This is a genomic window from Simplicispira sp. GW247-4R2A (assembly GCF_059424465.1).
The window spans coordinates 44,834-68,019 of record NZ_JBWKZM010000007.1 but is presented as its reverse complement, the minus strand read 5'-3'; the positions used below and the strand labels follow the sequence as shown (position 1 = coordinate 68,019).

Here is a 23,186-nt window from a genome sequence, read left to right as displayed (position 1 = left end):
ATCGTCGTGCTGAAATCTTTGGATTCCTCAGGTCTTTCACGTCGCCAGGTGCTCGCTGGGTTGGTGGCAAGCAGCCTGCCAGTCGTGATGCAGGCCGCGCCCGCGTCCCCGCTGCGCGAGGGCATCACTCTTTCGGGACCGCCCGCCATTGTCTCGGCGCCCTTGATGCGCATGGCCGATACCAACGCGCTGGCCAACGTCGCAGGACGCACCAGCTTTGTCGCCTGGCGCGACCCCGACCAACTGCGCATGATGGCCATGGGCGGTAAGGCCGACATCCTGGCCATGCCCAGCAATGTGGCGGCAAATTTGTTCAACCGGGGCGCGGGTGTCACGCTGCTGAACATCTCGACCTGGGGCGCGCTATGGCTGGTTACGCGCGATGCCCATCGCAAGACACTGGCCGACTACCGTGGCGAAGAAATCGCCGTGCCTTTCCATGGCGACATGCCCGACATCGTGCTGCAACTGCTGGCCGCCAAGCAGGGGCTGGATTTGCAGAAGGACTTTCGCATTCGGTACGTGCCGACTCCCATGGAGGCCATGCTGCTGCTGATCACGCGGCGCGTCTCGCATGCGCTGCTGGCCGAGCCCGCCGTATCGCTGGCGCTGCGCAAAACCCATTCCTTTCCCATCGGGCTGATCGCGCCCGATCTGTACCGGGGCGCAGATTTGCAGCAGGAGTGGGGCCGCTTGTTCCACCGAAAACCCCATATTCCACAGGCCGGTATTGCCGCGGTGGGCGCCGTGCGCCAGCAGCCCGAGGTGCTGGCAGCTGTTGAAAAAGCCTACGCGCAGTCGCTCGACTGGTGCCGTGCCAACCCCATGGAGTGCGGCGCCATGATGGCCAAGCACATCGACCTGCTCACCCCGGAAGCGGTGGCCGACGCCATTGCCGTGAGCCAGCTCGACGCGATGCCCGCCGTCGCAGCGCGCCCCGAGCTGGAGTTCTTCTTCGACCAGTTGATGGCGCGCAACCCGGCGCTGGTGGGTGGCAAGCTGCCTGCCAGCGCCTTCTACGGCCTGGCATAGCGCTGCTCACAACATGCACGCACGAAACCTTGTGTGCCTCCCAAGGGGTGTCTCAGCCCTTTTTAGTTTTCTTTGTACGTACCCGGCAGCCGCCGCCACCTGGGTCTTTGTTTTTTTCGACTCCAGGAGTGTGTATTCATGACGTGTTTTCCCGCTGCCTTTGGTGCGCCCAGCACCGCCATGCAAGCCTTGCGGCCCCTGCGCCGCAGCCCCGTGGGGCTGGCCGCCTTGTTGTTGCTAGCCGGCGCACAGGCGCATGCGCAGAGCGCCACTGCGTCGCAAGACCAGGCCAACCAGCCCGTGCAGGTGGCGCAGGCAGTGACTGCGGCCCTGCCCGCGGTCACTGTCACCGCCACCCTCACCGAGCAGGACGCACGCACCGCGCCCGCCAGCGTCACCGTGATCGACCGCGAGGAGCTGGCTGCGCGCAATGCCTCTGATTTGCTCGACGCCGTGCGCGGCGCGCCAGGCCTCACGCTCTCGCCGCGCCAGGTGGGCGGGCGCAAGACACTGGCACTGCGCGGGTTGGAAGGCAAGCACACCCTTACGTTGATCGACGGCCGGCGCATCACTGCGACGGACGACGTGGTGGGCCATTCCGACTACCAATACGGTTGGCTGCCGATGTCGGCAGTGGAGCGCATCGAAATCATCCGTGGGCCGATGTCGGCGCTGTATGGCTCCGAGGCACTGGGCGGCGTAATCAACCTCATTACCCGCAAGCCGACGGACAAATGGATAGGCTCGGTGGGCGTCTCCGGCAGCAAACCCACCAGCTCCAGCGAGGGTGAGCCGACCGGCTCTACTTCAGTGTTCGCCGCCGGCCCGGTGGGCGATCGCCTCAGCTTGCGCGTCAATGCCGAGCTGGCCCACAGCGCACCCGTTGCCGACCGGCAGAGTCCGCTGCTGTCGGAAATCGAAGGCAGCCATGCCAAAAGTGGTGGCCTGGCAGGAACTTTTACCCTCACCCCAGAGCAGACGCTGGAGGCGGGCTGGAGCGGCGGCAACGAGCAGCGCATGTACGACACCAGTTCCAGCGGTAAGGTCTATCGCAGCACCTACGACATCGACCGCTCGCAGGCGCATGTGGGTTGGGAGGGCAAGTTCGACGGCTGGCGCGGTAAGCTGCGTGCCTACCGCAGCGAGATCGACATCGTCAACAGCGCCAGCAACGGCGGCACCCCCACGCGGCCGCAGAACATGGTGGACGACGTGCTGGACGGCCACGCCAGCTTTGCGCTGGGCGCGCACAAGGTCACTGTGGGCGGCGAATGGCGCCGCGAGACGCTGGAAAACGCGGGCCTGAGAAACGGCGTAGACGACGCTGCGCACAAGGCCCTGTTTGCGCAAGATGAAATCGCCCTGACCGACACGCTGATGCTCACCGCCGGTCTGCGTGCCGACCACCACGAACTGTTTGGCAGCGAAGTCAGCCCGCGCGCCTATCTGGTGTGGGAGCCCACCCCGGCGCTGGTGGTCAAGGGCGGTTTTGGCCACGCCTTCAAGGCGCCCACGCTCAAGCAGATTTCGCCCAACTACGTAGGGGCCGAAGGGCCGCACACCTTTGCGGGCAACGGCAACATCAAGCCCGAGTCGTCCAACTCGTTCGAGTTGGGTGCCGATTGGCAGGTGGCGCCCGCTTGGTCGCTGCGTGCGACGGTGTTCAACACCGAGGTGAAAGACCTCATCACGTACCGCCTGCTGCGCACCGAGGGCGTGCGGCGCTTCTACCAGTACGACAACGTGGACGCTGCGCGCATCCAGGGGCTGGAAGCGGGCATGACCTGGGACATGACGCGCCAGATCGCCTGGAGCAACGACCTGACCTTGCTGCACACACGCGACAAAAGCACCGGTAAGAAACTGGCCGACCGGCCGTCGAGCAGCCTGACCTCGCGTCTCGAATGGAAGGGCCAAGAGGGCTGGAGTGCCCGCCTGACCGGTGAGTTCACCGGCAGCCAGACCGGCACGGATGGCGCTCCATTGCCGTCGTATGCCCTCTGGAGTGCGAGCGTAGGCAAGCAGTTGGCGCTGGATGCCAATCGCAAGCTGGTGCTGCGCGCCGGGTTGGAGAACATCGGCAACGTGAACATGGCCGAGAAGTCAGAGAGCTTTGGCTATGCCGAACGGGCCCGCCGCGTGTTCGTGACGGCGCGCGTAGATTTTTGAGAAGAGAGGCAACGTGAACCTCCCCTGGCCCCCTCTCTGGTGGGGAAATGTGGGTCAGGGGCCTGGTGCAGTAATGTCCGTTTGCTGTAATTGTTATAGCTAGTACCGCTTGATGGATAAGCGCTAGAGGCCAATTTGATTCAAATTAATTTAAGTAACACCATCGCCTGCTTGCGGCGCTGGCTGGCTCTGTGCCTGCTGGCGCTGTTGCCTTTGAGCGCGGCGCAGGCGGCTCAGGTGTTGTTCATCGCGACATCCAACGTGCCTGCAGGCAAATTTCACCAGTTGGACGAAATCGCCCGCCCTCACGGCATCACGCTGCAAGTGCGCTTTCTGGAACGGCTGCCCGCCGACACCGACGAAGGCCTGTTCAAAGGTTACGACGCCGTCTTTTTCGACAGCTATTTGCAGGATGCTGTGCGCGACCGCTTGGCGCGTGCCTTGCCTGGCCTGCAAGTTCCTAACGCCTGGCTGTACGACGCCAAGCCCGCCTGGGGCGGCGGTTTGCCCGAGCCCGTGGCGCGGCGGCTCATCACCTATTACAGCAACGGCGGCAAGCAGAATTTCGAGGGCTTCTTTGCCACGCTGGCGGCGCAGCTGCAGGGCCGTGTGGCCCAGGGCGTGCCCGACCCCGTTGTGTTCCCCAAAACCGCTGTGTACCACCCGCGCGCGCCGGGCCTGGTCGTGGCCGACCCGGTGGCGTGGCTGCGCTCGCAAGGCGTGGACCCGGCCGACCCCAAGCGCCGCCCAGTGGTGGCGCTGGCGCTGCACCAGCAGTACATCGCCTCAATGCAGACCGACTTCATCGACGACCTCATTGCGCGCATCGAGGCTGGGGGCGCCGTGGCGCTGCCGTTCTACAGCCCCATGCTGGAGATCGGCGCGCTGGAGCAAATGCTCAAGCCCGCAGGCACGGTGCTGGCCGACGTGCTGATCAACACGCAAATCATGTTGAATGCCGAAGAGCGCCGCGCCGAGTTCGAGCGGCTCGGCATCCCGGTGCTGCAAGCGATGCCGTACCGGCGTGGGGACGAGGCCGCCTGGGCCGCCAACCCGCAGGGCGTGTCGCTGATGGACATTCCGTTTTATCTGGCGCAGGCCGAATACGCGGGGGTGACCGACATCCAGGTGGCGGCCGCCACGCGCGCCTCTGACGAACAGATCGTGCCGATTGCCGCGCAAGCCGACGCCGTCGTGGGCAAGGCCCTGAACCTGGCGCATTTGCAGCGCAAGCAGAACGCGGACAAGCGCCTCTCCATCATTTTCTGGAACTACCCACCGGGCGAGAAAAACCTGACGGCCTCGTTCATGAACGTGCCGCGCAGCCTGCAGACCACGCTGGCGGCGCTGCAGGCGGCGGGCTACGACACGGAGTCGCCTTCCGAACCCATCCTGCTCGGCAACTTGCAGCGCCTGTTGGCGCCTTCCTACCGTGAAGGCGAATTGGAACCGCTGCTTCGCGACGGCCTGGCTGCTGCGTTGCCGATGGCGCGCTACCGCCAGTGGCTGGCCTCGCTGCCTCAGGCCATGCAAGACACTTTGCGCGCGCGTTGGGGTGAGCCCGAGGCGTCGAGTATGGTGCTGCGGCGCGAAGGCGAAGCCGTGTTTGTCGTGCCGCGCCTGATGCTGGGTAAGGTGGCGATCCTGCCGCAGCCCCCGCGCGGGGAGAAGTGGGACGAGAAGGAGAAAAAGCTCTACCACTCGCCCAGCGCCATGCCGTCGCACGCCTACTTCGCTACCTACCTATGGGCGCGTGAGCAGCAGAAAAGCGATGCACTCGTGCACTTTGGCACCCACGGCAGCCAGGAGTGGCTACCCGGCAAAGAACGGGGCCTGTCGGTGTTTGACCCCGGCATGCTGGCCGTGGGCAATGTGCCTGTGGCTTACCCCTACATTGCCGACGATGTGGGCGAAGCCATTCAGGCCAAGCGCCGGGGCCGCGCCGTGATCGTCAGCCACCAGACGCCGCCGTTCAAGCCTGCGGGCCTGCACGATGCGCTGACCAGCATTCACGATTTGCTGCATGCCTGGCTGGCCCAGGACGAAGGCGTCGTCAAAGAAAAAATCAAGGCCGACCTGCTGCGCTCTGTGCAAAAGGAGCATATCGACCGCGACATGGGCTGGACAGCGCAGCGCACACGCAGCGAGTTCCCGGCGTTTGTTGATGAGCTGCACAACCACCTGCACGAATTGGCAGAAACCGCCCAGCCGCTGGGCCTGCACACCTTGGGCCGTGCACCCGAGGAGCAGCACCGCCTTGCCACCGTGCTGCTGATGCTGGGGCGCCCGTTCTGGGAGGCTGCTGCTTTACAGGCAGGCGCACCGGCGGCCGCTGTCGACGAAGCCTTGATTGGCGACTACACCCGGCTGGCGCAGACCGCGCCCTACCAGTTATTGCAACGCCATGTGATCGAAGGCCAGAGCGCCGAGGCTCTGCCGGAAGCGTTGAAGACCGGCATCGACAAAGCCCGTGGCTGGTACGCCGACATTGGCGCGCAGCACGAACTGCCAGCACTGCTCCAGGTGCTCAATGGCCGCCACCTGCCGACCTCCTATGGCGGTGACCCCATCAAGAACCCCGAGGCCTACCCGACCGGGCGCAACCTGTATGGCTTTGACCCGTCCCGCGTGCCCAGTCCCCAGGCTTGGGCTGCCGGCAAGGATGCGGCCGAGCAGCTGATTGCCGAACACAAGCGCCTGACTGGCAAGGCGCCGACCAAGTTGGCCGTGTCGTTGTGGTCGGTAGAAACCATGCGCCACCAGGGCATGCTGGAAGCACAAGCGCTGTGGCTGCTGGGTGTGGAGCCCGTGTGGGACCAGGGCGGCAGGGTGACCGGCGTAAAACTGGTGCCGCGCGCGGCGCTGGGGCGTGAGCGGGTGGACGTGGTGCTGTCGGCTACCGGCCTGTACCGCGACCATTTCCCCAACGCCATGAAGCAATTGGCGCGCGCCGTGCAACTGGCGGCAGAGGCCGAGGGCCCGGGCGAAGAGGCCAACCCGGTCGCCGCGCACACCCGAAGCATTTCCGCGCAGCTGCGCGCCCGGGGCATGGGCGACAAGGCGGCGCTCGCGGCGGCGCAAACGCGCATCTTCTCGAACGCCTCGGGCAGCTACGGCACGGGTCTGGACAGTGCCACGTTGGCCACCGACAGTTGGCAAGGCAAAAAGGAGGGCGACCGCAAAATGGCGCAGCTCTACCTCTCGCGCATGCAGTACGCCTACGGCCCCGATGAATCAACGTGGGGCAGTCTGCCCACGGCGGGAAACGAAGGTGGTTCAGGTGACGGAGGCGAGGGCGGCAAGGCGCTCAACCTGTACGCCGAGCAATTGCGCGGCACCGAAGGCGCCGTGCTGTCCCGCAGCTCCAACCTGTACGGCATGTTGACCACCGATGATCCGTTCCAGTACCTGGGCGGCATCGCGCTGGCGGTGCGACACCTGGACGGCAAGGCGCCGCAGCTCTACATCAGCAACCTGCGCGGCGCAGGTAGCGGCAAGGTGGAAGGCGCAGCGCAGTTCCTCTCCAAAGAGCTGGCTACACGCCAGTTTCACCCCGGCTACATCAAGGGCCTGATGGCCGAGGGCTATGCGGGCACGCTGCAGGTGCTCGATGCCACCAACAATTTCTGGGGCTGGACGGCGGTGGCGCGCGAGATTGTGCGCGACGACCAGTGGCAGGAAATGGTTGACGTGTATGTGCGCGACAAGCACAAGCTGGGCCTCAAACGCTGGTTTGAGGCGAACAACCCGCACGCCTTGGCGCAGACCATGGAGCGCATGCTGGAGGCCGCCCGCCAGGGCTACTGGAAGGCCGACCCGAAAACCGTGGCCGAGCTGAAAGCGCGCTGGCGCGACCTGTCTGAGCGCTTTGATGTGCAGAGCGACAACGCGCGCTTCCAGGCGTATGTGGGCAAGGCGGCTGCGGCCAACAGCCAGGCGTCGGCAGCACCGGGGTTTGGTCTGGATGCGCCACTGGCGCAGGCCGCACCCGCTGCCGCCGTGCAAGCCGCCGCAGCACCGCAGCCACCGGCTGAATCTTCACCGCCGTCCGCACCGCCTGAGCCCGCCGAACCACCCGCCACAGAACCACCCGCTGCAGAGCCACCAGTCGTCAGCGGCCTGCTGATGGCGCCCGTGCCGCAGGCCCAACCGGACAACGTCAGCCCGGCACAGGCCACGCTGCTGGCGCTGTTGCTGGCAGGCACCACCGTGGCCGGTGCGGCAGGGCAAGCGCGCCGACGCAAAACCGTCCGCCCCCGTGCAATCCATTCACTTTCTGGAGTTTTCAAATGAGCAATCCCATTGAATCCCTGATGTATGGCGCCAGCCAGTTCTTTCTGTACCCGGTGCTGCTGGCCATTGCCGCGCTGTTTGTGCATGCCTTCTACGCACTGGGCGCCTTTGTCTGGCAAGCCTGGCAGCGCCGGAGCGGCAAGGCAGCAGGTTTTGAAATGCTGGCCGCGCGCCAAGCCAACCCGGCCATCACCGTGCTCGACCTGGAAGTGCTGGCGGCAGAGCGGCTCGAGTTCGCCCGCATCGCCACCCGCGTCGCGCCCATGCTGGGCCTGGTGGCCACGATGATCCCCATGGGCCCGGCGCTGATGGCACTGGCCGATGGCAATCTGGCCGATGTGTCGCGCAGCCTGATGGTGGCGTTCTCCGCCGTGATTTTGGCGCTGCTGGCCGCCGCCATCAGCTACAGCGTGGTGAACGTGCGCAAGCGCTGGTACGCCACCGACTTGGCAGCCATCGAGCAAGGCACAGCGCTGGCAGAGACGCCCGCGCAAGACATGCTGGGCCACCTGGTGAGTGAGGTGCCGGCATGAAGCTGCGCCTGATGGACGACATGGAGGCGGACGACCCCATCCAGTCGGTGGTGAACCTGATCGACGTGTTCCTGGTCATCATCGCTGCGCTGCTGCTGGCGGTGGCCAACAACCCGGTGAACCCGTTCAGCACAGAGTCGGTCACCGTCATCAAAAACCCTGGCAAGCCCAATATGGAGGTCGTGATCAAGGACGGCCAGAAGATCGAGCGTTACAAGGCCAGCGGCGAGATTGGCGAAGGCCAGGGCAACAAGGCGGGTGTGGCCTATCGCCTCAAAGATGGCTCCATGGTGTATGTACCCGAAGCAGGTGCAGAACAGTCTGCAGCGACAGGGGTGGTGCAGTAATGCTGCGGCTGCTGGTGCGCGTTTTGCGGGGGCTGCCCGGCTACTTGTGGAGCGGCTGGGGTGCGTGCGCCAGCCTGTTTTTGCTGCTTGCCGCCTGGGAGGCGGTGGCTGCTTTCTACGACCCGCTCATCCTGCCCGACCCGCTGGGCGCTTTTGCCGCGCTGTGGGGCCTGGTAGAGCAGGGCAGCGCCTGGCCTGCGCTGGCCGCTACGGCGCGCCGTGCGCTCATGGGGCTGGCGCTGGCCGTTGCGGTGGGCAGCCTGCTGGGGCTGGCCGCAGGCCTGTCGGTCACGGCATCGGTCCTTGCGCGCCCGCTGGTCACCGTGCTGTTGGGCACACCGCCAATTGCCTGGCTGGTGCTGGCCATGCTGTGGTTTGGCATGAGCGACGGCACGCCCGTGTTCACCGTCTTCATCGCCTGCTTCCCCGTGGTGTTTGTGAGCGCGCTGCAAGGCACGCGCACGCTCGATTTGCAGTTGCGCGACATGGCGCGCGCCTACCGACTGCCGCGCGGCATGGCGCTGCGCGAGGTGTATGGCCCGCATGTGCTGTCCTACCTGTTCCCGGCCTGGGTGACGGCGCTGGGCAGCGCCTGGAAGGTCACCGTGATGGCCGAACTGCTGGCCAGCAGTGACGGTGTGGGTGCAGCGCTCGCGGCCAGCCGTGCGCAGCTCGATACGGCTGTCACTATGGGCTGGATCGTCGCCGTGGTGGGCTGCTTGCTGGCAGTCGAGTACGGCTTTTTGGAGCCGCTCAAGCGCGAAGTGGAGCGCTGGCGGGAGACGCCTATATGAGTTTGCAATTGCAAGACGTTCGCCACAGCTACGCCCTGACAGAGGTCCTCGGCGGCGTCAGCCTCACGCTGTCCCCCGGCGGCGTAGTGGCGCTGGTCGGCCCGTCTGGCTGCGGCAAGACCACGCTCTTGCACCTGTGCGCCGGCTTGCTCACCTTGCAAGAGGGGGCTATGCACAGCGGCTTTGCCAAACCCGCACTCATGTTCCAGCAGCCGCGCCTGCTGCCCTGGCAGACCACCGCTGACAACATCGCCCTGGGCCTGCGTGCACAAGGTGTGGCGCGCTCCGATGCGCGCACCCGCGCCAAGGCGATGGGCAACGCCCTGGGGCTCGATGCCGAGGCGTTGGCCGCCTACCCGCACCAGCTCTCGGGCGGTATGCAAAGCCGTGCCGCGTTGGCGCGTGCGCTGGTGCTGCAACCCGACTTGCTGCTGATCGACGAACCCTTTGCCGCACTCGACATTGGCCTCAAAGCCCAGTTGCACCGCCTGCTGCTGCGCCACCAGGCGGAGCAGGGCACCGCAGTGCTGATGATCACCCACGATCTGATGGAGGCCGTGCGCCTGGCCAATACCGTGCTGGTCATGGCCGCAGCGCCGGGCCGCATCGTGCACCGCCATACCCCGCCTGGTGCCGCACTGACGCGCAGCGATGCGACGGTCTACCATGACACCGCCGAACTGCTGCGCGTGCCGGTGGTGCGCGAGGCCTTTGGGCTCGATGCCTTGCAGGAAGAAGGGCGCGCTGCGAGTGAACCCGCCGCCGCGGTGCTGCCCCTGCCGGGTGCGCGCGTACCTCTAGCGCCACCCGCAGACCCAGGCGCCGCACAACTTCCAAGCAGCCGGAGCCGCCAATGCGGGTAGCCGCCACGCCAGGCCAAGCGCCCAGCCTGCTCTCGGCCCGCCACCCGGTGTGGATGTGCGCCATGCGGTCGTTTTTTCTGCTCGCGATGGGCTCGGCGGTGCTGCTGATTGGCCTGTGGAGCGCCGTGCTGGCGCTGGGCCTGCCGCCGCCGCCCGTCACTGGCGGTGCGCTGGTGTGGCACGCGCATGAACTGCTACTGGGCTTTGGCCTGGCAGCGGTGGTCGGTTTCGTGCTCACCGCCGTGCCTGAGTTCACTAACACCCCAGGCGCCTCGACCCGTGCTGCGCGCTGGCTGACCGCGCTGTGGCTGCTCGGCCGTGCGGGCTTCTGGCTCTCGGGCGTGGGCGGGCTGCCCGCGCTGGCCGTGGCGGGCACGGCGCAGTTCGCGCTGCTGATCATGCTCATCGTGCTGCTCTGGCCCGCATTTCGCACGCCCGCCGGCCAGCGCCACCACGCCTTTGGCTGGGCGATCTCAGGCCTGGCACTGCTGGTCGCTGGTTTTTACTTCGATGCGCTGCGCGGTGCCTACCCCATGCGCTGGCTGCACGCCTTTCTGGGCCTGCTGATGGTGCTCATCGTCGTCGCCATGAGCCGTATCTCCATGCGCATCGTGAACCGCGCCATCGACCAGGCGGACCCCGGCGCCGAGCCCTACCTGGCCCGCCCACCCCGGCGCAACCTGGCGGTGCTGTGCATTGCCCTGTTCACCCTGGCCGAGTTTCTGCACGAGGGCAGCGCTACCTCCGGCTGGCTGGCCTGCGCCAGCGCCGCTGCCGTGTTCAACCTGCTGGGCGACTGGCATGTGGGCCGCCCGCTGCTGCGGCGCTGGCCGCTCATGCTCTACGCCGTGTACCTGTGCATGGCGTTGGGCTACGCGCTGATGGGCTGGGCGCTGCTGGCCGGCGGCCCGGGCGTCATGGCGGGGCGCCATCTGCTGACCGTGGGAACGATTGGCCTGGCGATTTACGCCGTCATCTGTATTGCTGGGCGCGCGCACTGCGGCCTGGCGATTGACGAGCGCGCGTGGGGCATGTGGGGTGCGGGCCTGATTGCCTTGGCCGCGCTGCTGCGCGCAGGGGCGGCGTGGGTGGGGGAATACTCTGTTGCCTGGATGGCGCTGGCCGGTTTGTGCTGGATGGCGGCGTTTGGCCTCCTGTGCATATTTATCGCACCGGTGTTGTTGCGGGCGCGGGAGGATGGGTTGTGGGGGTGTGAGGGGTAGAGCTGGTTTTGTGCTGCAACTGGGGCAGAGGCTGTCGGGGGCCTATTGCGGGCATCGAAGAAATCGCATTGCCTGACATTTCAGGCCTGCTCGCTGCGCGAGAGCTGCTTCAATTCTGTCAATAAGCCACGGACCTTTGAACAGGCGCTGACAGGCCGATGGACGTACGCACTATATTGGCCGCTGGATTATTTCGTGACCACGGCCACCTCTCCCTCCCCGTTCCCATGCAAGCTCCCGGTTCGTCCACCCTCACGCTGCTGACGCTTTTCCCGCTGATTGTCTGGCGCATCTACGCGCGCCTGCGCAAGATGTTTGGGCGCCAGCGCCTGTCGCGCTACCGGGCGCCGATCACGCTAGCGGTGTATTCGCTGCTCAGCATCTGGGTCGCGCACACAGCGCTGGCGCATCCGGGTCGGGTGGGGTGGCTTATTGGCAGCCTGCTGGCGGGCGCGGTGCTCTCCTTGCTGGGCGTTCGCCACACGCAGTTTGAAGCGCGGCGCGGCGAAGGGCTGTTCTACACGCCCAATGCGCACCTGGGGTTTGCGCTGTCCGCGCTGTTCCTGGCGCGCATTGCCTGGCGGGTCGCCGAGGTCTATTGGTTGGCGCCGGTGGTGCCTAGGAGTACGGCAGAGTTCATGGGCAGCGCCACCACGGTGTGCGCGTATGGGCTGCTGGCGGGCTACTCCCTTGGCTATGCGGTGGCGCTGGCCCGCTGGCGCGCTGCAGTGCTGCGGGCCAAACGCGACCGCGAGCGTGACGGGGCCGATGGGGCCGGGTGAAACGGTTTGCGGCTGCCTGGGCTGTTGTGGCTCCGAAGCCGGTCAAAGAGGTGGTTTTTAACTATTAAATTAATAGCTAATAGCGCTTGATGGATAAGCGCTCTAGAGGCCAATTTGATTGATATTTTTCCCCTACGCGCTTGCGCTGCCCGTCCGTGGGCGGATTGCTTCGCTGGCCAGCGCTGGTGTGCTCAAGCCTTTGCGGCGGGGTACCAGGTCATCGTCGAGCAGGCTTTCAATGCGGGCAAAGATCTCGAAGCGGGAAAACGGCTTCTTCATGAAATCGTCGGCCCCGATGCGATTGACGTAGAACTGTTCGATGGCGTGTTCGTTGCCGCTGATCATGATGACGGGGATGTGCTGGTACGCCGGGTTCTTGCGGATCAGGCGCAGGGCATGAAAGCCGTTCATGCCGGGCAGGACGATGTCCAGAAAAATCAGATCGGGCGGGTCCTGGTCGAGCAGCGCCAGGCCATGCTCGGCATCCAGCGCTTCGCGCGTGCTGCACCCGGCCGAGCGCAGCGCCTTGCGCAACACGGCCACCACGGTCGGCGAGTCGTCGATGATCAGCGCCCGCGTCCCCTTGCGGGCGTTCTTGCGAGGGGACTGGCGGCGTTCCACGGCGCCTTTTGGCTCAGCGCTTGCCACTGCGAGCGGTGCGGGGGCGGCAGGCTTGGGGGAGGGCGTTTTTTTGCGCGCGCCGCCCCAGAGTCGGTCAAAGAGGCTCATGGTGTGGGTTTTCTTTTTCTCTCAGGGGGCCGTTTCCTGGGGCGCAAGTATCCCAGAGACGGGAACGCCAATGATTCGTCCGTTCCTATGCGGGTCGAACTGGCGCCGGCACGTCGGTCGCCGCATCAGCCCAGGGCGTCGTTCACCTGGTCGTTGAATTCCGCCAGGCTTACCGCGTCGCCGATCTCGCGCGGCAGCGCGTCGCGTACCGAGAAAACGCCGAGGATCTTGTCCGCTGGCGAGACGATGGGCAGGTGCCGAAAGCCCCGCTCGATCATGATCAACACCGCCTCGGAGACCTTCATGTCGGGACCCACCGTTTGCGGGTGCGGCGTCATCACGTCGCAGACCAGGGTGGTCTCGGGGCTCAGCGCCTTGGCCAGCACGCGTGTCATCAGGTCGCGCTCCGTCAGGATGCCCAGGATGGCGCCCAGGGTGTCGAGGATGAGCACGCTGCCGCAGTTGGCACGCGTCATTACACAGGCTGCGTCCCAGACACTGGCCTGGGGCCCCAGGCTCACCACGTGGCGCTGGGAGATCGACTGGAACACGGTGCGTTCGGCCATGGCAGGGCTCCTTTGGCAGGGGACAACAGGGTCAGCGCAGCGATGCGTTGAGCTTTTCCAGTGCTTTTGAGCCGGGGCAGAGTTGGGCCGGCCCCAGGCTGTTGAGCGGCGTGTCGCTGGTGTTGAGGGACAGGTGCAGGTCGGTGGCCTGCGGGTCGAGGTAGAGCAGACCTGTGACCACTTCGCCGCGCGCCTGGTGGGCGTTCATGTAGCTGAGCGCGGCGTAGCGGTCGGTGGGGTCGTAGTCGGTGTGCAGTTTGCGCAGGCGCAGCGGGCTGCCGTCGTGCTGCTGCACGTCGATCACTTCGCCGGGCGCGTACTGCGCCGTGATCTCGCTGTGCCGGGGCATGAAGTCGATGCGGCTCACGGCCTCGTTGTGCTGGCGCACATAGTCGTAGCTCTTGGTGCTGCCGCTGTGGTTGTTGAAGGTGACGCAGGGGCTGATGACGTCGATGAACGCCGCCCCACCGTGGCCGAGGGCGCCCTTGATGAGCGGCACGAGCTGCTCCTTGTCGCCCGAGAAGCTGCGCGCCACATAGGTGGCGCCCAGTTGCAGCGCCAGGCCTACCAGGTCCACCGGGCTGTCGTTGTTGACCACGCCCTTCTTGCTGCGCGAACCCCGGTCGGCCGTGGCCGAGAACTGGCCCTTGGTCAGGCCGTAGACGCCGTTGTTCTCGACGATGTAGGCCATGCGCACGCCCCGGCGCATGGCATTGGCGAACTGCCCAAGGCCGATGGAGGCCGAATCGCCGTCGCCCGAGACACCCAGGTACAGCAGGTCGCGGTTGGCCAGGTTGGCGCCGGTCAGCACCGAGGGCATGCGCCCGTGCACGGTGTTGAAGCCGTGCGAGGCGCCCAGAAAATAGTCTGGCGTTTTGGAGCTGCAGCCAATGCCCGAGAGCTTGGCCACGCGGTGCGGTTCGATGTCGAGTTCCCAGCAGGCCTGGATGATGGCCGCCGAGATCGAGTCGTGCCCGCAGCCCGCGCACAGGGTGGAGATGCGGCCTTCGTAGTCGCGCCGGGTGTAGCCCACCTTGTTGTGGGTCAGCGTGGGGTGGTGCAGCCGGGGCTTGGCGAGGTAGGTCATGCGGCCTCCTTGATCAACGCCTGGGCGCCTTGCAGATGGGTCTGGATCGCCTGGGTGATGAAGCGCGCCGTGATCGGCGTGCCGTCGTAGTGCAGCACCTTGACGAGGCGCGCCGGGTCCACGCCCAGCTCGTTGACCAGCAGGGCGTGCATCTGGGCGTCGCGGTTCTGCTCCACCACAAACACCTGTTCGTGCGCGGCGATGAAGCGGTCCACCGAATCCGGGAAGGGGAAGGCGCGCAGGCGCAGGGCGTCGAGGTGGATGTCCGCGGCGGTGAGCACATCCAGCGCCTCCTGCATGGCTGGGCTGGTGGAGCCGAAGTACAGCACGCCCAGCGGTGTGGCATGCGCCGCGCTGCGCAGCACGGGCTGGGGCACCAGGTCGGCGGCGGTGCGAAATTTGCGCAGCAAGCGCTCCATGTTGTAGATGTAGTCCGGCCCGCGCTCCGAGTAGCGGGCATAGGGGTCGCGCGTGGTGCCGCGCGTGAAAAAGCTGCCTTTGGTGGGGTGCGTGCCGGGGTAGGTGCGCCAGGGAATACCGTCGCCGTCCACGTCCTTGTAGCGGCCAAAGTCCTTGCCCGCCTCCAATTCTTCGGCAGTCATCACCTTGCCCCGGTCGTAGGTGCGCGTGTCGTCCCAGGCAAAGGGTTTGCACAGGCGCTGGTTCATGCCGATGTCCAGGTCGGTCATGAGAAAAATCGGGGTTTGCAGCCAGTCGGCCAGGTCCAGCGCTGCGGCGGCGTGTTCAAAGCATTCGTGTGGGTCTTCGGGAAACAGCAGCACATGCTTGGTGTCGCCGTGCGAGGCGTAGGCGCAGGCGAGCAGGTCCGACTGCTGGGTGCGCGTGGGCATGCCGGTGGACGGCCCGCCGCGCTGCACGTTGATGATGGTGACCGGAATCTCGGCAAAGTAGGCCAGGCCGATGAACTCCGTCATCAGCGAAATGCCCGGGCCCGAAGTGGCCGTGAAGGCGCGGGCGCCGTTCCAGCCCGCGCCCACCACCATGCCGATGGAGGCCAGTTCGTCTTCGGCCTGCACGATGGCGAAGTTGCTGCGGCCGGTGTCCGGGTCGATGCGGAACTTGTCGCAGTATTTCTGGAAAGCCTCGGGCACCGACGATGAGGGCGTGATCGGGTACCAAGCCGCCACCGTGGCGCCGCCATACACACAGCCCAGGGCGGCTGCGCTGTTGCCGTCGGTAAAAATGAGGTCGCCTACCTCGTCGGCACGGCGCACCCGGATGCCCAGGGGCGCCTGCAGGTGCGCTTTGACATAGTCGCGCCCCAGGTGCAGCGCCTTGACATTGGAATCCAGCAGCATTTCCTTGCCCTTGTACTGTTCGGCAAAGAGCTTCTCGAACACCTCGGCCTCCACGTCGAGCAGCACCGAGAGGGCGCCCACGTAGATGATGTTCTTGAACAACTGGCGTTGGCGCGGCTCGGTGTAGGCGTTGTTGCTGATCTCGGTCAGCGGCACGCCGATGACAGTGATGTCAGTGCGAAACTTGGACGCAGGAATAGGCCGGGTGCTGTCGTAGAACAGGTAACCGCCCGGCGAGAGCTCGGCCACGTCGGCGTCCCAGGTCTGCGGGTTCATGGCCACCATCATGTCCACGCCGCCGCGCCGCCCCGAATAGCCGCGCTCGCACACACGGGCCTCGTACCAGGTCGGCAAGCCCTGGATGTTGCTGGGGAAGATGTTGCGCGGGCTGACCGGTACGCCCATGCGCAGAATGGCTTTGGCGAACAGCTCGTTGGCCGACGCCGAGCCCGAGCCGTTGACGTTGGCGAACTTGATGACAAAGTCGTTGACGGCTTCAATGGGTTTCATGCGGCCTCCAGCGTGTGGCGGGTGGTCTGGGCGTCGCGGCACTGCGGGCCGGCCTGGGTGGTATCCAGGCGGAACTTCTGCATGTCCCAGGCGCCCGTGGGGCAGCGCTCGGCGCACAGGCCGCAGTGCAGGCAGACGTCTTCGTCCTTGACCATGACGCGCCCGGTCTTGAGCGGCGCGGAAACCATCAGTGCTTGCGTCAGGTTCCTAGCGGGGGCTTTGAGCCGGGTGCGCAACTCGTCCTCTTCGCCATTGAAGGTGAACGTAATGCTGTCCATGGGGCAAATGTCCACGCAGGCGTCGCACTCGATGCAGGTGGAGCGGTTGAACACCGTCTGCACGTCGCAGTTCAGGCAGCGGCTGGCCTCTTTGAAGGCGGTGGCGGCATCGAACCCCAGCTCCACTTCCACCCGGATGCTGGCCAGCGCCACCTCGGCCTTGGCCCATGGCACTTTGAAGCGCAGGTCGTTCGAGACGTCGTTGTTGTAGCTCCACTCGTGGATGCCCATTTTGGTGGACATCAGGTTGGTGTGTGGTGCCGGGCGCTGGCACACGTCTTCGCCGTGCAGGAAGCGGTCGATCGACACCGCCGCCTCGTGCCCCTGTGCCACGGCGGTAATGATGTTTTTCGGGCCGTAGGCCGCGTCGCCGCCGAAGAACACCTGGGGCAGCGTGGACTGGAAGGTGTCTGGTGTGAGCTGCGGCAAACCCCATCGGTCAAAGGCAATGCCCAGGTCGTCCTCGATCCACGGAAACGCATTTTCCTGGCCCACGGCGATCAGCACCACGTCGCAGGGCACGCGCACATCGGGCTCACCCGTGGGCACCAGGTGGCGGTGGCCTTGTGCGTCGTATTCGGCGCGCACGACCTCGAAGGTCATGGCGGTGAGCTGGCCGTTGTCGTGCTCAAAAGTCTTGGGCACATGGAAGTTCAGGATCGGGATGCCCTCGTGCAGCGCATCCTCTTTTTCCCAGGGCGAAGCCTTCATCTCGTCAAAGCCGCTGCGCACGATGACCTTGACGTCGGTGCCGCCCAAGCGCCGCGCCGAGCGGCAGCAGTCCATGGCGGTGTTGCCGCCGCCCAGCACGATGACGCGCGGTGCGATGCGGGTGATGTGCCCGAACGACACCGAAGCCAGCCAGTCGATGCCGATATGGATGTTGCCCTCGATCTCGCGTCGCCCGGGAATGTCCAGATCGCGCCCGCGCGGTGCGCCGCTGCCCACGAACACCGCGTCATAGCCTTGCTGCAGCAACGTACGCAGCGAGTCCACGCGTTCTTGCTTGCGAAACTGTACGCCCATGTCGAGGATGTAGCCCGTTTCTTCGTCGATCACCGATTCGGGCAGCCGAAAACGCGGAATCTGGCTGCGAATGAAGCCGCCCGCCTTGGATTCGGCGTCGAACACCGTCACCTCGTAGCCCAGCGGTGCCAGGTCGCGCGCCACGGTCAGCGATGCGGGGCCGGCGCCCACGCAGGCCACGCGCTTGCCGTTGCGGGCTGCGATGGTGGGCATGCGTGCCTTGATTCCGGCGGTTTTGTTGTCGGCTGCCACGCGCTTCAAGCGGCAGATGGCCACGGGCTCGGGGTGGGCGCCATTGCTTTCCTCGACCCGGCCGCGCCGACAGGCAGGCTCGCAGGGCCGGTCGCAGGTGCGGCCCAGAATGCCGGGAAACACGTTGGACACCCAGTTGACCATGTAGGCGTCGTCGTAGCGGCCCTGGCCGATCAGGCGGATGTATTCGGGCACCGGCGTGTGGGCAGGGCAGGCCCACTGGCAATCGACCACCTTGTGGAAGTAGTCTGGATGGGCGGTTTGGGTAGGCTGCAAGGCAAACTCCAGTCCTCTGCCTGCGGCCACGGTGGCGCAGGACGCCACAGTCTAGGTTCGCTCCATTGGCGCTGGCTCTCGGGTGAATCCCTTGAGTCCGTCCTCTGTACAGAAAACTTGACGCGGATCAGCGGGTTGGCCTTGCGGCCACGTCCGCCAAAACGCAGGCAAGCGCTGCTTGGACAGCGCGCAGAAAGCTATTAAATTAATAGCTTCTAACGCTTATGGGGTATACGCTAGAGCCATTTTTTGCTAAGAATTTAGCTGGATTAGCTGTCCGTCGCAGAGCCTCTAGCCTTCACAGCTGCCGCAGCCGCTCCAGCGCTGCGCGCAGGGTCTCGTCTTTCTTGGCGAAGCAGAATCGCACCACGCGCTGGTCAAACCCGTCGCGGTAGAACGCCGAGAGCGGAATCGCGGCCACGCCCAGTTCGCGGGTCAGCCATTGGCAGAAATCGGCCTCGCTCAAGTCGCTGACCTTTGCGATGTCCACGCACTGAAAGTAGCTGCCGGCGCTGGGCAAGAGCTTCAGGCGCGAGCCTTCCAGCCCCTGGCGAAAGAGGTCGCGCTTGGCCTGGTAGAAGGCGGGCAGTTGCAGGTAGGGTGCCGAATCCTGCAGGTAGGCCGCCAGGCCATGCTGCATGGGGGTGTTCACCGTGAACACGTTGAACTGGTGCACCTTGCGGAATTCGGCGGTCAAGGCAGCGGGTGCGGCCACGGTGCCCACCTTCCAACCCGTGACGTGGAAGGTCTTGCCAAAGCTGGAGACGATGAACGCGCGCGCGGCCAGGCCGGGAAAGCGCGCCGCGCTCTGGTGCTCGGCGCCGTCGAACACCATGTGCTCGTAGACCTCGTCGCTGATGAGCAGGATGTCGGTCGGCGCCAGCAGCGCTTGCAATTGGCGCATCTCCTCGGCGCTCCAGACCGTCGCGCTCGGGTTGTGTGGGCTGTTGACGATGATGGCGCGGGTGCGCGGCGTGATGGCGGCGCCGATCTTGTCGAAATCAGGCCGGAAGCTGCCAGGCGTGAGCGGCACGCGCACTGCCACGCCACCCGCCAGCTCGACGTTGGGGACGTAGCTGTCGTAGCAGGGTTCGAGAACAATCACCTCGTCACCGGGGTGCACGGTGGCCAGGATCGCCGTCAGGATGGCCTGCGTTGCACCAGCCGTGATGGTGATTTCGGCTGCAGCGCTGTATTGGCGGGCGTGGAGCGCTTCTATTTTTGAAGCAACCGCTTCCCGCAGCGCGGGCACACCCGGCATGGGTGGGTACTGGTTGTGGCCAGCGCCCATGGCGGCGGTCACGGCGTCCGGCAAGCGCGGGTCGCAGTCGAAATCAGGAAAGCCTTGGCCCAGATTCACCGCGCCGTGCTCGGCCGCCAACGCCGACATCACGCTGAAGATGGTGGTGCCCACTTGGGGCAGGCGGCTGGTGAGGTGCGGGGTGCGGGGTGCGGTGGCGCGGTCCATGGTCGGTGCGGGAGAGGTTTCTAGGTTCAAAGCTCGTAGTCGTTCACTTGCCCGGTCATGGCGCGCATGACGAGATCGCGGCCCAGGCGGTCGCTCAGCAGTTCGGCAAAACGGTACACAAAATTGCGCAGGTAGGCGCCGCGCTTGAACGCCACGCGCGCCACGCTCTGGCCAAACAAATGGCCGGCCGGGCGCACCAGCAGGTCGCCTACCGGATCGTCCCGCATGGCCATTTCCGCCACGATGCCCAGGCCCAGGCCCAGGCGCACGTAGGTCTTGATGACGTCCGAATCGATCGCTTCCAGCACCACGTTCGGCTGCAGCCGGCGCGTGGCAAAGGCCTGGTCGATCTTGGTGCGGCCGGTAAACGATGGGTGGTAGGTAATGAGCGGCTCGTGGGCGATGTCGTCCAGGCCAATGCGCTCCTTTTGCGCCAGCGGGTGGCCGTGCGGCATGACCAGCACATGCTGCCATTCGTAGCAGGGGAGGGTGACGAGTTCTGGGTAATCGACCAGGGATTCGGTGGCCACGCCGATTTCAGCCACCTCGTCGATCACCATACGGGCCACCTGGTCGGGCGTGGCCTGGTGCAGGCTGATGTTCACCTTGGGGTAGGCCTCGCGCAGTTTCGCGACGGCCGGCGGCAGCACGTAGCGCGCTTGCGTGTGCGTGGTGGCAATGCTGAAGGTGCCGTTGTCCTGGGCGCTGTACTGCTCACCGATGCGCTTCAAGTTGCCGACTTCGCGCATGATGAGCTCGATGCTCTTGAGGACATGCTGGCCCGGTTCGGTGATGCGCTTCAAGCGCTTGCCGTGGCGCGCGAAGATATCAATGCCGAGTTCGCCTTCGAGCTCGATGATCGCCTTGGACACCCCGGGCTGTGAGGTGTGCAGCGCCTTGGCCGCCTCGGTGAGGTTCAGGTTGCGGCGAGCGGCTTCTTGAACAAAGCGAAATTGGTGCAGGTTCATATTGAATCTGGGCTAAAGAATCCAATCATTATGCAATATGGATCGCGCCTGATCCCGTGTGTACGACACTAGATCGGAGGGCCACCACAGGCAATTTCGGCCATCAGCGCCGTCATGCGAGGGTTCTCGCCGACCGCCTCTTGCACCTCGATGGCCATATCGGGGTGCTGCGCGCGCAGGGTGGCGACCAGGAGGGGCAGGTCGTCCCGCGCGTGCCGCCCGGTGCCCAGAAACATGGGCACGATGGTCAGCGTGCGCACGCCGGCCGCGTGCAAACTGCGGCTTGCCTGCGCCAGGTCGGGCTCGCACAGCTCCAGGTAGGCACAGCGTACCTCGACGTCTGGCCGGCTGCGCTCAATTTCGGCTCGCACCGCTTCAATAGGCGCGCGCCAGCCGGCATCGCGCGACCCGTGGGCAAACAGGACGATTCCAACGGGGTGGTGCATGGCGTGCCTGCCCATCAACGCCGCAGCACCAGCCAGCCGAAGGCGGCCAGTGAGGCGAAGGTGTAAATAAGGCCTGGCGCCGCCGCCGTGAGCCAAGGCGACCAGTTTTGCAGGGTGCCGGCAAAACCGAACACGTTGTTGAGCAGGAAGAAGCTGATGCCCGCCATCACGCCGCCAAACACATAGCCGGTGGTCGAACCCGCGCGAAAGTGCAGGTAGGCAAAAGGCAGGGCCAGCACCACCATCACCAGGCAGCTCAAGGGGTAGAACACCTTGCGCCAGAACTCGATTTCGTAGCGTTGTGCCGATTGGCCGTTGGCCTCCAGGTGGCGAATGTATTGAAAGAGATCCACGGTTGCCATGTGATCGGGTTGGAGGACTGCAGCCGAGACCATGTCGGCTGTGATCCGTGTAGGCCAGCGCAGTTCGGCAAGTTCAAGGCGCTCTGCGCTCTGTGTTTCACCGTCGGCATCTCGCAAAAAGGTATTGCTGTGCACCTGCTTGAGCTGCCACGCCTCCCCGTCGCTTGCAAGCTTTGCAGACTCAGCCAGGGTTTGCGATACAAGGCGGCTATGGGCGTCGAAGCGATAAATGCGAATGCCTTCCATCAGGCCATCCGAGCGAATGGTCCGAATGTTCACGGCGACCGAATCGTCTCCCTGGCGCTCCTTGAGCCAGGCGCCGGTTCCGCCAGTGGTCAGGCGCGCAAGCCCTCTGGACTTGAGCACCTGCGCTGCGCGGTCACTCGCTGGCGCCACATAGTCGCCCAGGGCAAAGGTCACCATCACGAATGCACTGCCCAGCATCAGCAGCATGCCCAGCGCCCGCCCTGGGCCGAGGCCGCTGGTGCGCAAAATGGTGAATTCAGAGCTTTGCGCAAAACGCGCCATCACGAAAATCGTCCCGATCAGCACCGTGATCGGTAGCAGTTCGTACAAATGGGTCGGTATGCCGAGCAGCACATACAGCACGGCCTGGGAGACCGGATAGGTATCGGGCATGCGGCCCACCGAACGCAGTTCATCGATCAGGTCAAAGAAGAAGAACAGCGCCAGAAACCCGAGCGTCACCAGAGCCACGGCAGCGAGCACTTCGCGGTGAACCATGCGGCGAATGGTCTTCATGCGGCCCTCCTGCGCCACAGCGTGGTCCATGACCAGCGGTTGTGGCGAATGCCGATGAGGGCAAGCGCAAACACCAGCACGCCGCCGTGCAGCATGCCGACGTAGGGCAACAGGCCAAAGCGCCCGGATTCGACCCAACTCTGCCCAAGCGTCATGAAGTTGTAGTAAACAATAAAGGCAAACAAGGCAAATAGCAGATTGCCGCTGCGGCTGGCACGGGGATTGACGCTCGCCAGCCCCAGGCCAAGCACCACCAGGTTGAAGGCGGTGAACGGCAGGCCCACACGCCATGCCAGTTCGGCCTGGAATATGGGCGCGCTCTGCGCCAGAAGCTCGCGGGTGCTGCGCGTCTTGGCAGCGCCATCGTCACCCAGCCCAGCCTTGGCCGAGCCGACACGGGTGCCGTACAACTTGAACTCGCTCAGTTTGATTTCCGGCTTGCCAGTGCTGGTTTCCAGGCGCTGCCCATTGCTCAGCAGTGCAAAGCGGTCTGCCCCGCGCATTTCGATGCGCGCGCTGAGCGCCGATGTCACGGCCTGCGTGCCGTGCTCGTTCGCGGCGATGAAGACATTGCTGGCCGTGTTGGGCTCAGGGCTGTCCTTGTCAATGAAAAAGACCCGCTTGCCGCTGGCGGATTCCTGAAATTCACCCGGCGCAATCCGGTCCACGTCGCCGCGCTGTTCGTACTGCGTGCGCAGCTCCTGAACTTGCCGGTTGGCCCAGGGCCAGGCGAGCAGCGACAACACGGCCACGCCCAGCATTGCCGGCCAGGCGAAACGCAGCAACGCGGGCAGCAGACTGGCAAGGCCACGGCCGCTGGAAAACCAGATCACCATCTCGCTGTCTCGGTACATGCGCGAGAGGCTGCCGATGGTGGCAACAAACAGGCTGAGACAGAGAATGGTGGGGAGCTGGCCGAGGACCGTGTACCCCATGACGAGCATGACATCAGACGGGCTGACGTTGCCTCTGGAGGCCTGCCCCAGGGTACGGATCAGGATCATGGTCATGACCACCGTGACCAGGACTACCAGGGTGGCGCCAAAGCTGCGGGCCAACTCCTTGCGCAGTGATGAATCGAATAACATGGACGCAATGTAA

General features: G+C 65.2%; 19 protein-coding genes. 9 read left to right on the top strand and 10 right to left on the bottom strand.

Features of this window, described 5'->3' with window-relative positions; genetic code table 11:
- Positions 1-6 precede the first annotated feature (6 nt).
- The 9 genes from AC07ZH_RS06945 (at position 7) to AC07ZH_RS06905 (ending at position 12,036) form a co-directional block, all read left to right on the top strand.
- Entirely contained in the window at positions 7-1,032 is a 1,026-nt protein-coding gene (locus AC07ZH_RS06945; RefSeq protein ID WP_495199106.1) for an ABC transporter substrate-binding protein, read from the top strand.
- A 138-nt stretch (positions 1,033-1,170) separates the two neighbouring features.
- A complete protein-coding gene (locus AC07ZH_RS06940) occupies positions 1,171-3,201 on the top strand; it encodes a TonB-dependent receptor plug domain-containing protein (protein WP_495199105.1) in 2,031 nt (676 codons plus the stop codon).
- A 171-nt stretch (positions 3,202-3,372) separates the two neighbouring features.
- Entirely contained in the window at positions 3,373-7,494 is a 4,122-nt protein-coding gene (gene cobN / locus AC07ZH_RS06935) for a cobaltochelatase subunit CobN (RefSeq protein ID WP_495199104.1), read from the top strand.
- Positions 7,491-8,027 (top strand): MotA/TolQ/ExbB proton channel family protein, encoded by a 537-nt coding sequence (locus AC07ZH_RS06930; protein ID WP_495199103.1) that lies wholly within the window; start codon positions 7,491-7,493, stop codon positions 8,025-8,027. Before cobN ends, AC07ZH_RS06930 begins: the two co-directional genes overlap by 4 nt.
- Positions 8,024-8,374: a DUF2149 domain-containing protein gene (locus AC07ZH_RS06925; protein ID WP_495199102.1), complete on the top strand. Its 351-nt coding sequence runs from the start codon at positions 8,024-8,026 to the stop codon at positions 8,372-8,374. The genes AC07ZH_RS06930 and AC07ZH_RS06925 overlap by 4 nt, the downstream gene beginning before the upstream one ends.
- Entirely contained in the window at positions 8,374-9,168 is a 795-nt protein-coding gene (locus AC07ZH_RS06920) for an ABC transporter permease (RefSeq protein WP_495199101.1), read from the top strand. The genes AC07ZH_RS06925 and AC07ZH_RS06920 overlap by 1 nt, the downstream gene beginning before the upstream one ends.
- Entirely contained in the window at positions 9,165-10,031 is an 867-nt protein-coding gene (locus AC07ZH_RS06915) for an ABC transporter ATP-binding protein (protein WP_495199100.1), read from the top strand. The genes AC07ZH_RS06920 and AC07ZH_RS06915 overlap by 4 nt, the downstream gene beginning before the upstream one ends.
- The gene (locus AC07ZH_RS06910; protein ID WP_495199099.1) at positions 10,022-11,254 is read left to right on the top strand and encodes an NnrS family protein; all 1,233 of its coding nucleotides are present in this window, start codon (positions 10,022-10,024) and stop codon (positions 11,252-11,254) included. Before AC07ZH_RS06915 ends, AC07ZH_RS06910 begins: the two co-directional genes overlap by 10 nt.
- A 227-nt stretch (positions 11,255-11,481) precedes the next feature.
- Complete coding sequence (locus AC07ZH_RS06905) at positions 11,482-12,036, top strand: CcdC protein domain-containing protein (RefSeq protein WP_495199098.1); 555 nt, start codon at positions 11,482-11,484, stop codon at positions 12,034-12,036.
- 132 nt (positions 12,037-12,168) lie between these two features.
- Here the strand turns inward: AC07ZH_RS06905 and AC07ZH_RS06900 are convergent, their stop codons facing one another.
- The 10 genes from AC07ZH_RS06900 to lptF form a co-directional block, all read right to left on the bottom strand.
- A complete protein-coding gene (locus AC07ZH_RS06900) occupies positions 12,169-12,765 on the bottom strand; it encodes a response regulator (RefSeq protein WP_119107813.1) in 597 nt (198 codons plus the stop codon).
- 125 nt (positions 12,766-12,890) lie between these two features.
- A complete protein-coding gene (locus tag AC07ZH_RS06895; RefSeq protein WP_119107812.1) occupies positions 12,891-13,331 on the bottom strand; it encodes a CBS domain-containing protein in 441 nt (146 codons plus the stop codon).
- 31 nt (positions 13,332-13,362) lie between these two features.
- Positions 13,363-14,418, bottom strand: a complete 1,056-nt coding sequence (locus tag AC07ZH_RS06890; protein WP_495199097.1) for a 2-oxoacid:ferredoxin oxidoreductase subunit beta — start codon at positions 14,416-14,418, stop codon at positions 13,363-13,365.
- Positions 14,415-16,247, bottom strand: coding sequence for a 2-oxoacid:acceptor oxidoreductase subunit alpha (locus AC07ZH_RS06885; RefSeq protein ID WP_495199096.1), 1,833 nt, complete (start codon positions 16,245-16,247; stop codon positions 14,415-14,417). Before AC07ZH_RS06885 ends, AC07ZH_RS06890 begins: the two co-directional genes overlap by 4 nt.
- The gene (locus tag AC07ZH_RS06880) at positions 16,244-18,079 is read right to left on the bottom strand and encodes an FAD-dependent oxidoreductase (RefSeq protein ID WP_495199095.1); all 1,836 of its coding nucleotides are present in this window, start codon (positions 18,077-18,079) and stop codon (positions 16,244-16,246) included. The genes AC07ZH_RS06885 and AC07ZH_RS06880 overlap by 4 nt, the downstream gene beginning before the upstream one ends.
- Before the next feature lie 298 nt (positions 18,080-18,377).
- On the bottom strand, positions 18,378-19,547 hold the full coding sequence (locus AC07ZH_RS06875; RefSeq protein ID WP_495199094.1) for a pyridoxal phosphate-dependent aminotransferase: 1,170 nt from the start codon (positions 19,545-19,547) through the stop codon (positions 18,378-18,380).
- A 26-nt stretch (positions 19,548-19,573) separates the two neighbouring features.
- On the bottom strand, positions 19,574-20,515 hold the full coding sequence (locus AC07ZH_RS06870; RefSeq protein ID WP_119107807.1) for a CysB family HTH-type transcriptional regulator: 942 nt from the start codon (positions 20,513-20,515) through the stop codon (positions 19,574-19,576).
- A 68-nt stretch (positions 20,516-20,583) separates the two neighbouring features.
- A complete protein-coding gene (locus AC07ZH_RS06865) occupies positions 20,584-20,961 on the bottom strand; it encodes a sirohydrochlorin chelatase (RefSeq protein ID WP_495199093.1) in 378 nt (125 codons plus the stop codon).
- Positions 20,962-20,975: 14 nt separating this feature from the next.
- A complete protein-coding gene (lptG, locus tag AC07ZH_RS06860) occupies positions 20,976-22,085 on the bottom strand; it encodes an LPS export ABC transporter permease LptG (protein ID WP_119108531.1) in 1,110 nt (369 codons plus the stop codon).
- On the bottom strand, positions 22,082-23,173 hold the full coding sequence (lptF, locus tag AC07ZH_RS06855) for an LPS export ABC transporter permease LptF (protein WP_495199092.1): 1,092 nt from the start codon (positions 23,171-23,173) through the stop codon (positions 22,082-22,084). Before lptF ends, lptG begins: the two co-directional genes overlap by 4 nt.
- Positions 23,174-23,186: the final 13 nt, after the last annotated feature.

What these genes read in the sequence shown, in the direction of transcription:
- AC07ZH_RS06865 (WP_495199093.1), bottom strand. Translation starts at nt 20,961, where the DNA reads ATGCACCACCCCGTTGGAATCGTCCTGTTTGCCCACGGGTCGCGCGAT.
- AC07ZH_RS06910 (WP_495199099.1), top strand. Translation starts at nt 10,022, where the DNA reads ATGCGGGTAGCCGCCACGCCAGGCCAAGCGCCCAGCCTGCTCTCGGCC.
- AC07ZH_RS06920 (WP_495199101.1), top strand. Translation starts at nt 8,374, where the DNA reads ATGCTGCGGCTGCTGGTGCGCGTTTTGCGGGGGCTGCCCGGCTACTTG.
- AC07ZH_RS06940 (WP_495199105.1), top strand. Translation starts at nt 1,171, where the DNA reads ATGACGTGTTTTCCCGCTGCCTTTGGTGCGCCCAGCACCGCCATGCAA.
- AC07ZH_RS06885 (WP_495199096.1), bottom strand. Translation starts at nt 16,247, where the DNA reads ATGAAACCCATTGAAGCCGTCAACGACTTTGTCATCAAGTTCGCCAAC.
- AC07ZH_RS06915 (WP_495199100.1), top strand. Translation starts at nt 9,165, where the DNA reads ATGAGTTTGCAATTGCAAGACGTTCGCCACAGCTACGCCCTGACAGAG.
- AC07ZH_RS06895 (WP_119107812.1), bottom strand. Translation starts at nt 13,331, where the DNA reads ATGGCCGAACGCACCGTGTTCCAGTCGATCTCCCAGCGCCACGTGGTG.
- AC07ZH_RS06930 (WP_495199103.1), top strand. Translation starts at nt 7,491, where the DNA reads ATGAGCAATCCCATTGAATCCCTGATGTATGGCGCCAGCCAGTTCTTT.
- AC07ZH_RS06870 (WP_119107807.1), bottom strand. Translation starts at nt 20,515, where the DNA reads ATGAACCTGCACCAATTTCGCTTTGTTCAAGAAGCCGCTCGCCGCAAC.
- AC07ZH_RS06875 (WP_495199094.1), bottom strand. Translation starts at nt 19,547, where the DNA reads ATGGACCGCGCCACCGCACCCCGCACCCCGCACCTCACCAGCCGCCTG.
- lptG (WP_119108531.1), bottom strand. Translation starts at nt 22,085, where the DNA reads ATGAAGACCATTCGCCGCATGGTTCACCGCGAAGTGCTCGCTGCCGTG.
- lptF (WP_495199092.1), bottom strand. Translation starts at nt 23,173, where the DNA reads ATGTTATTCGATTCATCACTGCGCAAGGAGTTGGCCCGCAGCTTTGGC.
- AC07ZH_RS06905 (WP_495199098.1), top strand. Translation starts at nt 11,482, where the DNA reads ATGCAAGCTCCCGGTTCGTCCACCCTCACGCTGCTGACGCTTTTCCCG.
- AC07ZH_RS06925 (WP_495199102.1), top strand. Translation starts at nt 8,024, where the DNA reads ATGAAGCTGCGCCTGATGGACGACATGGAGGCGGACGACCCCATCCAG.
- AC07ZH_RS06900 (WP_119107813.1), bottom strand. Translation starts at nt 12,765, where the DNA reads ATGAGCCTCTTTGACCGACTCTGGGGCGGCGCGCGCAAAAAAACGCCC.
- AC07ZH_RS06890 (WP_495199097.1), bottom strand. Translation starts at nt 14,418, where the DNA reads ATGACCTACCTCGCCAAGCCCCGGCTGCACCACCCCACGCTGACCCAC.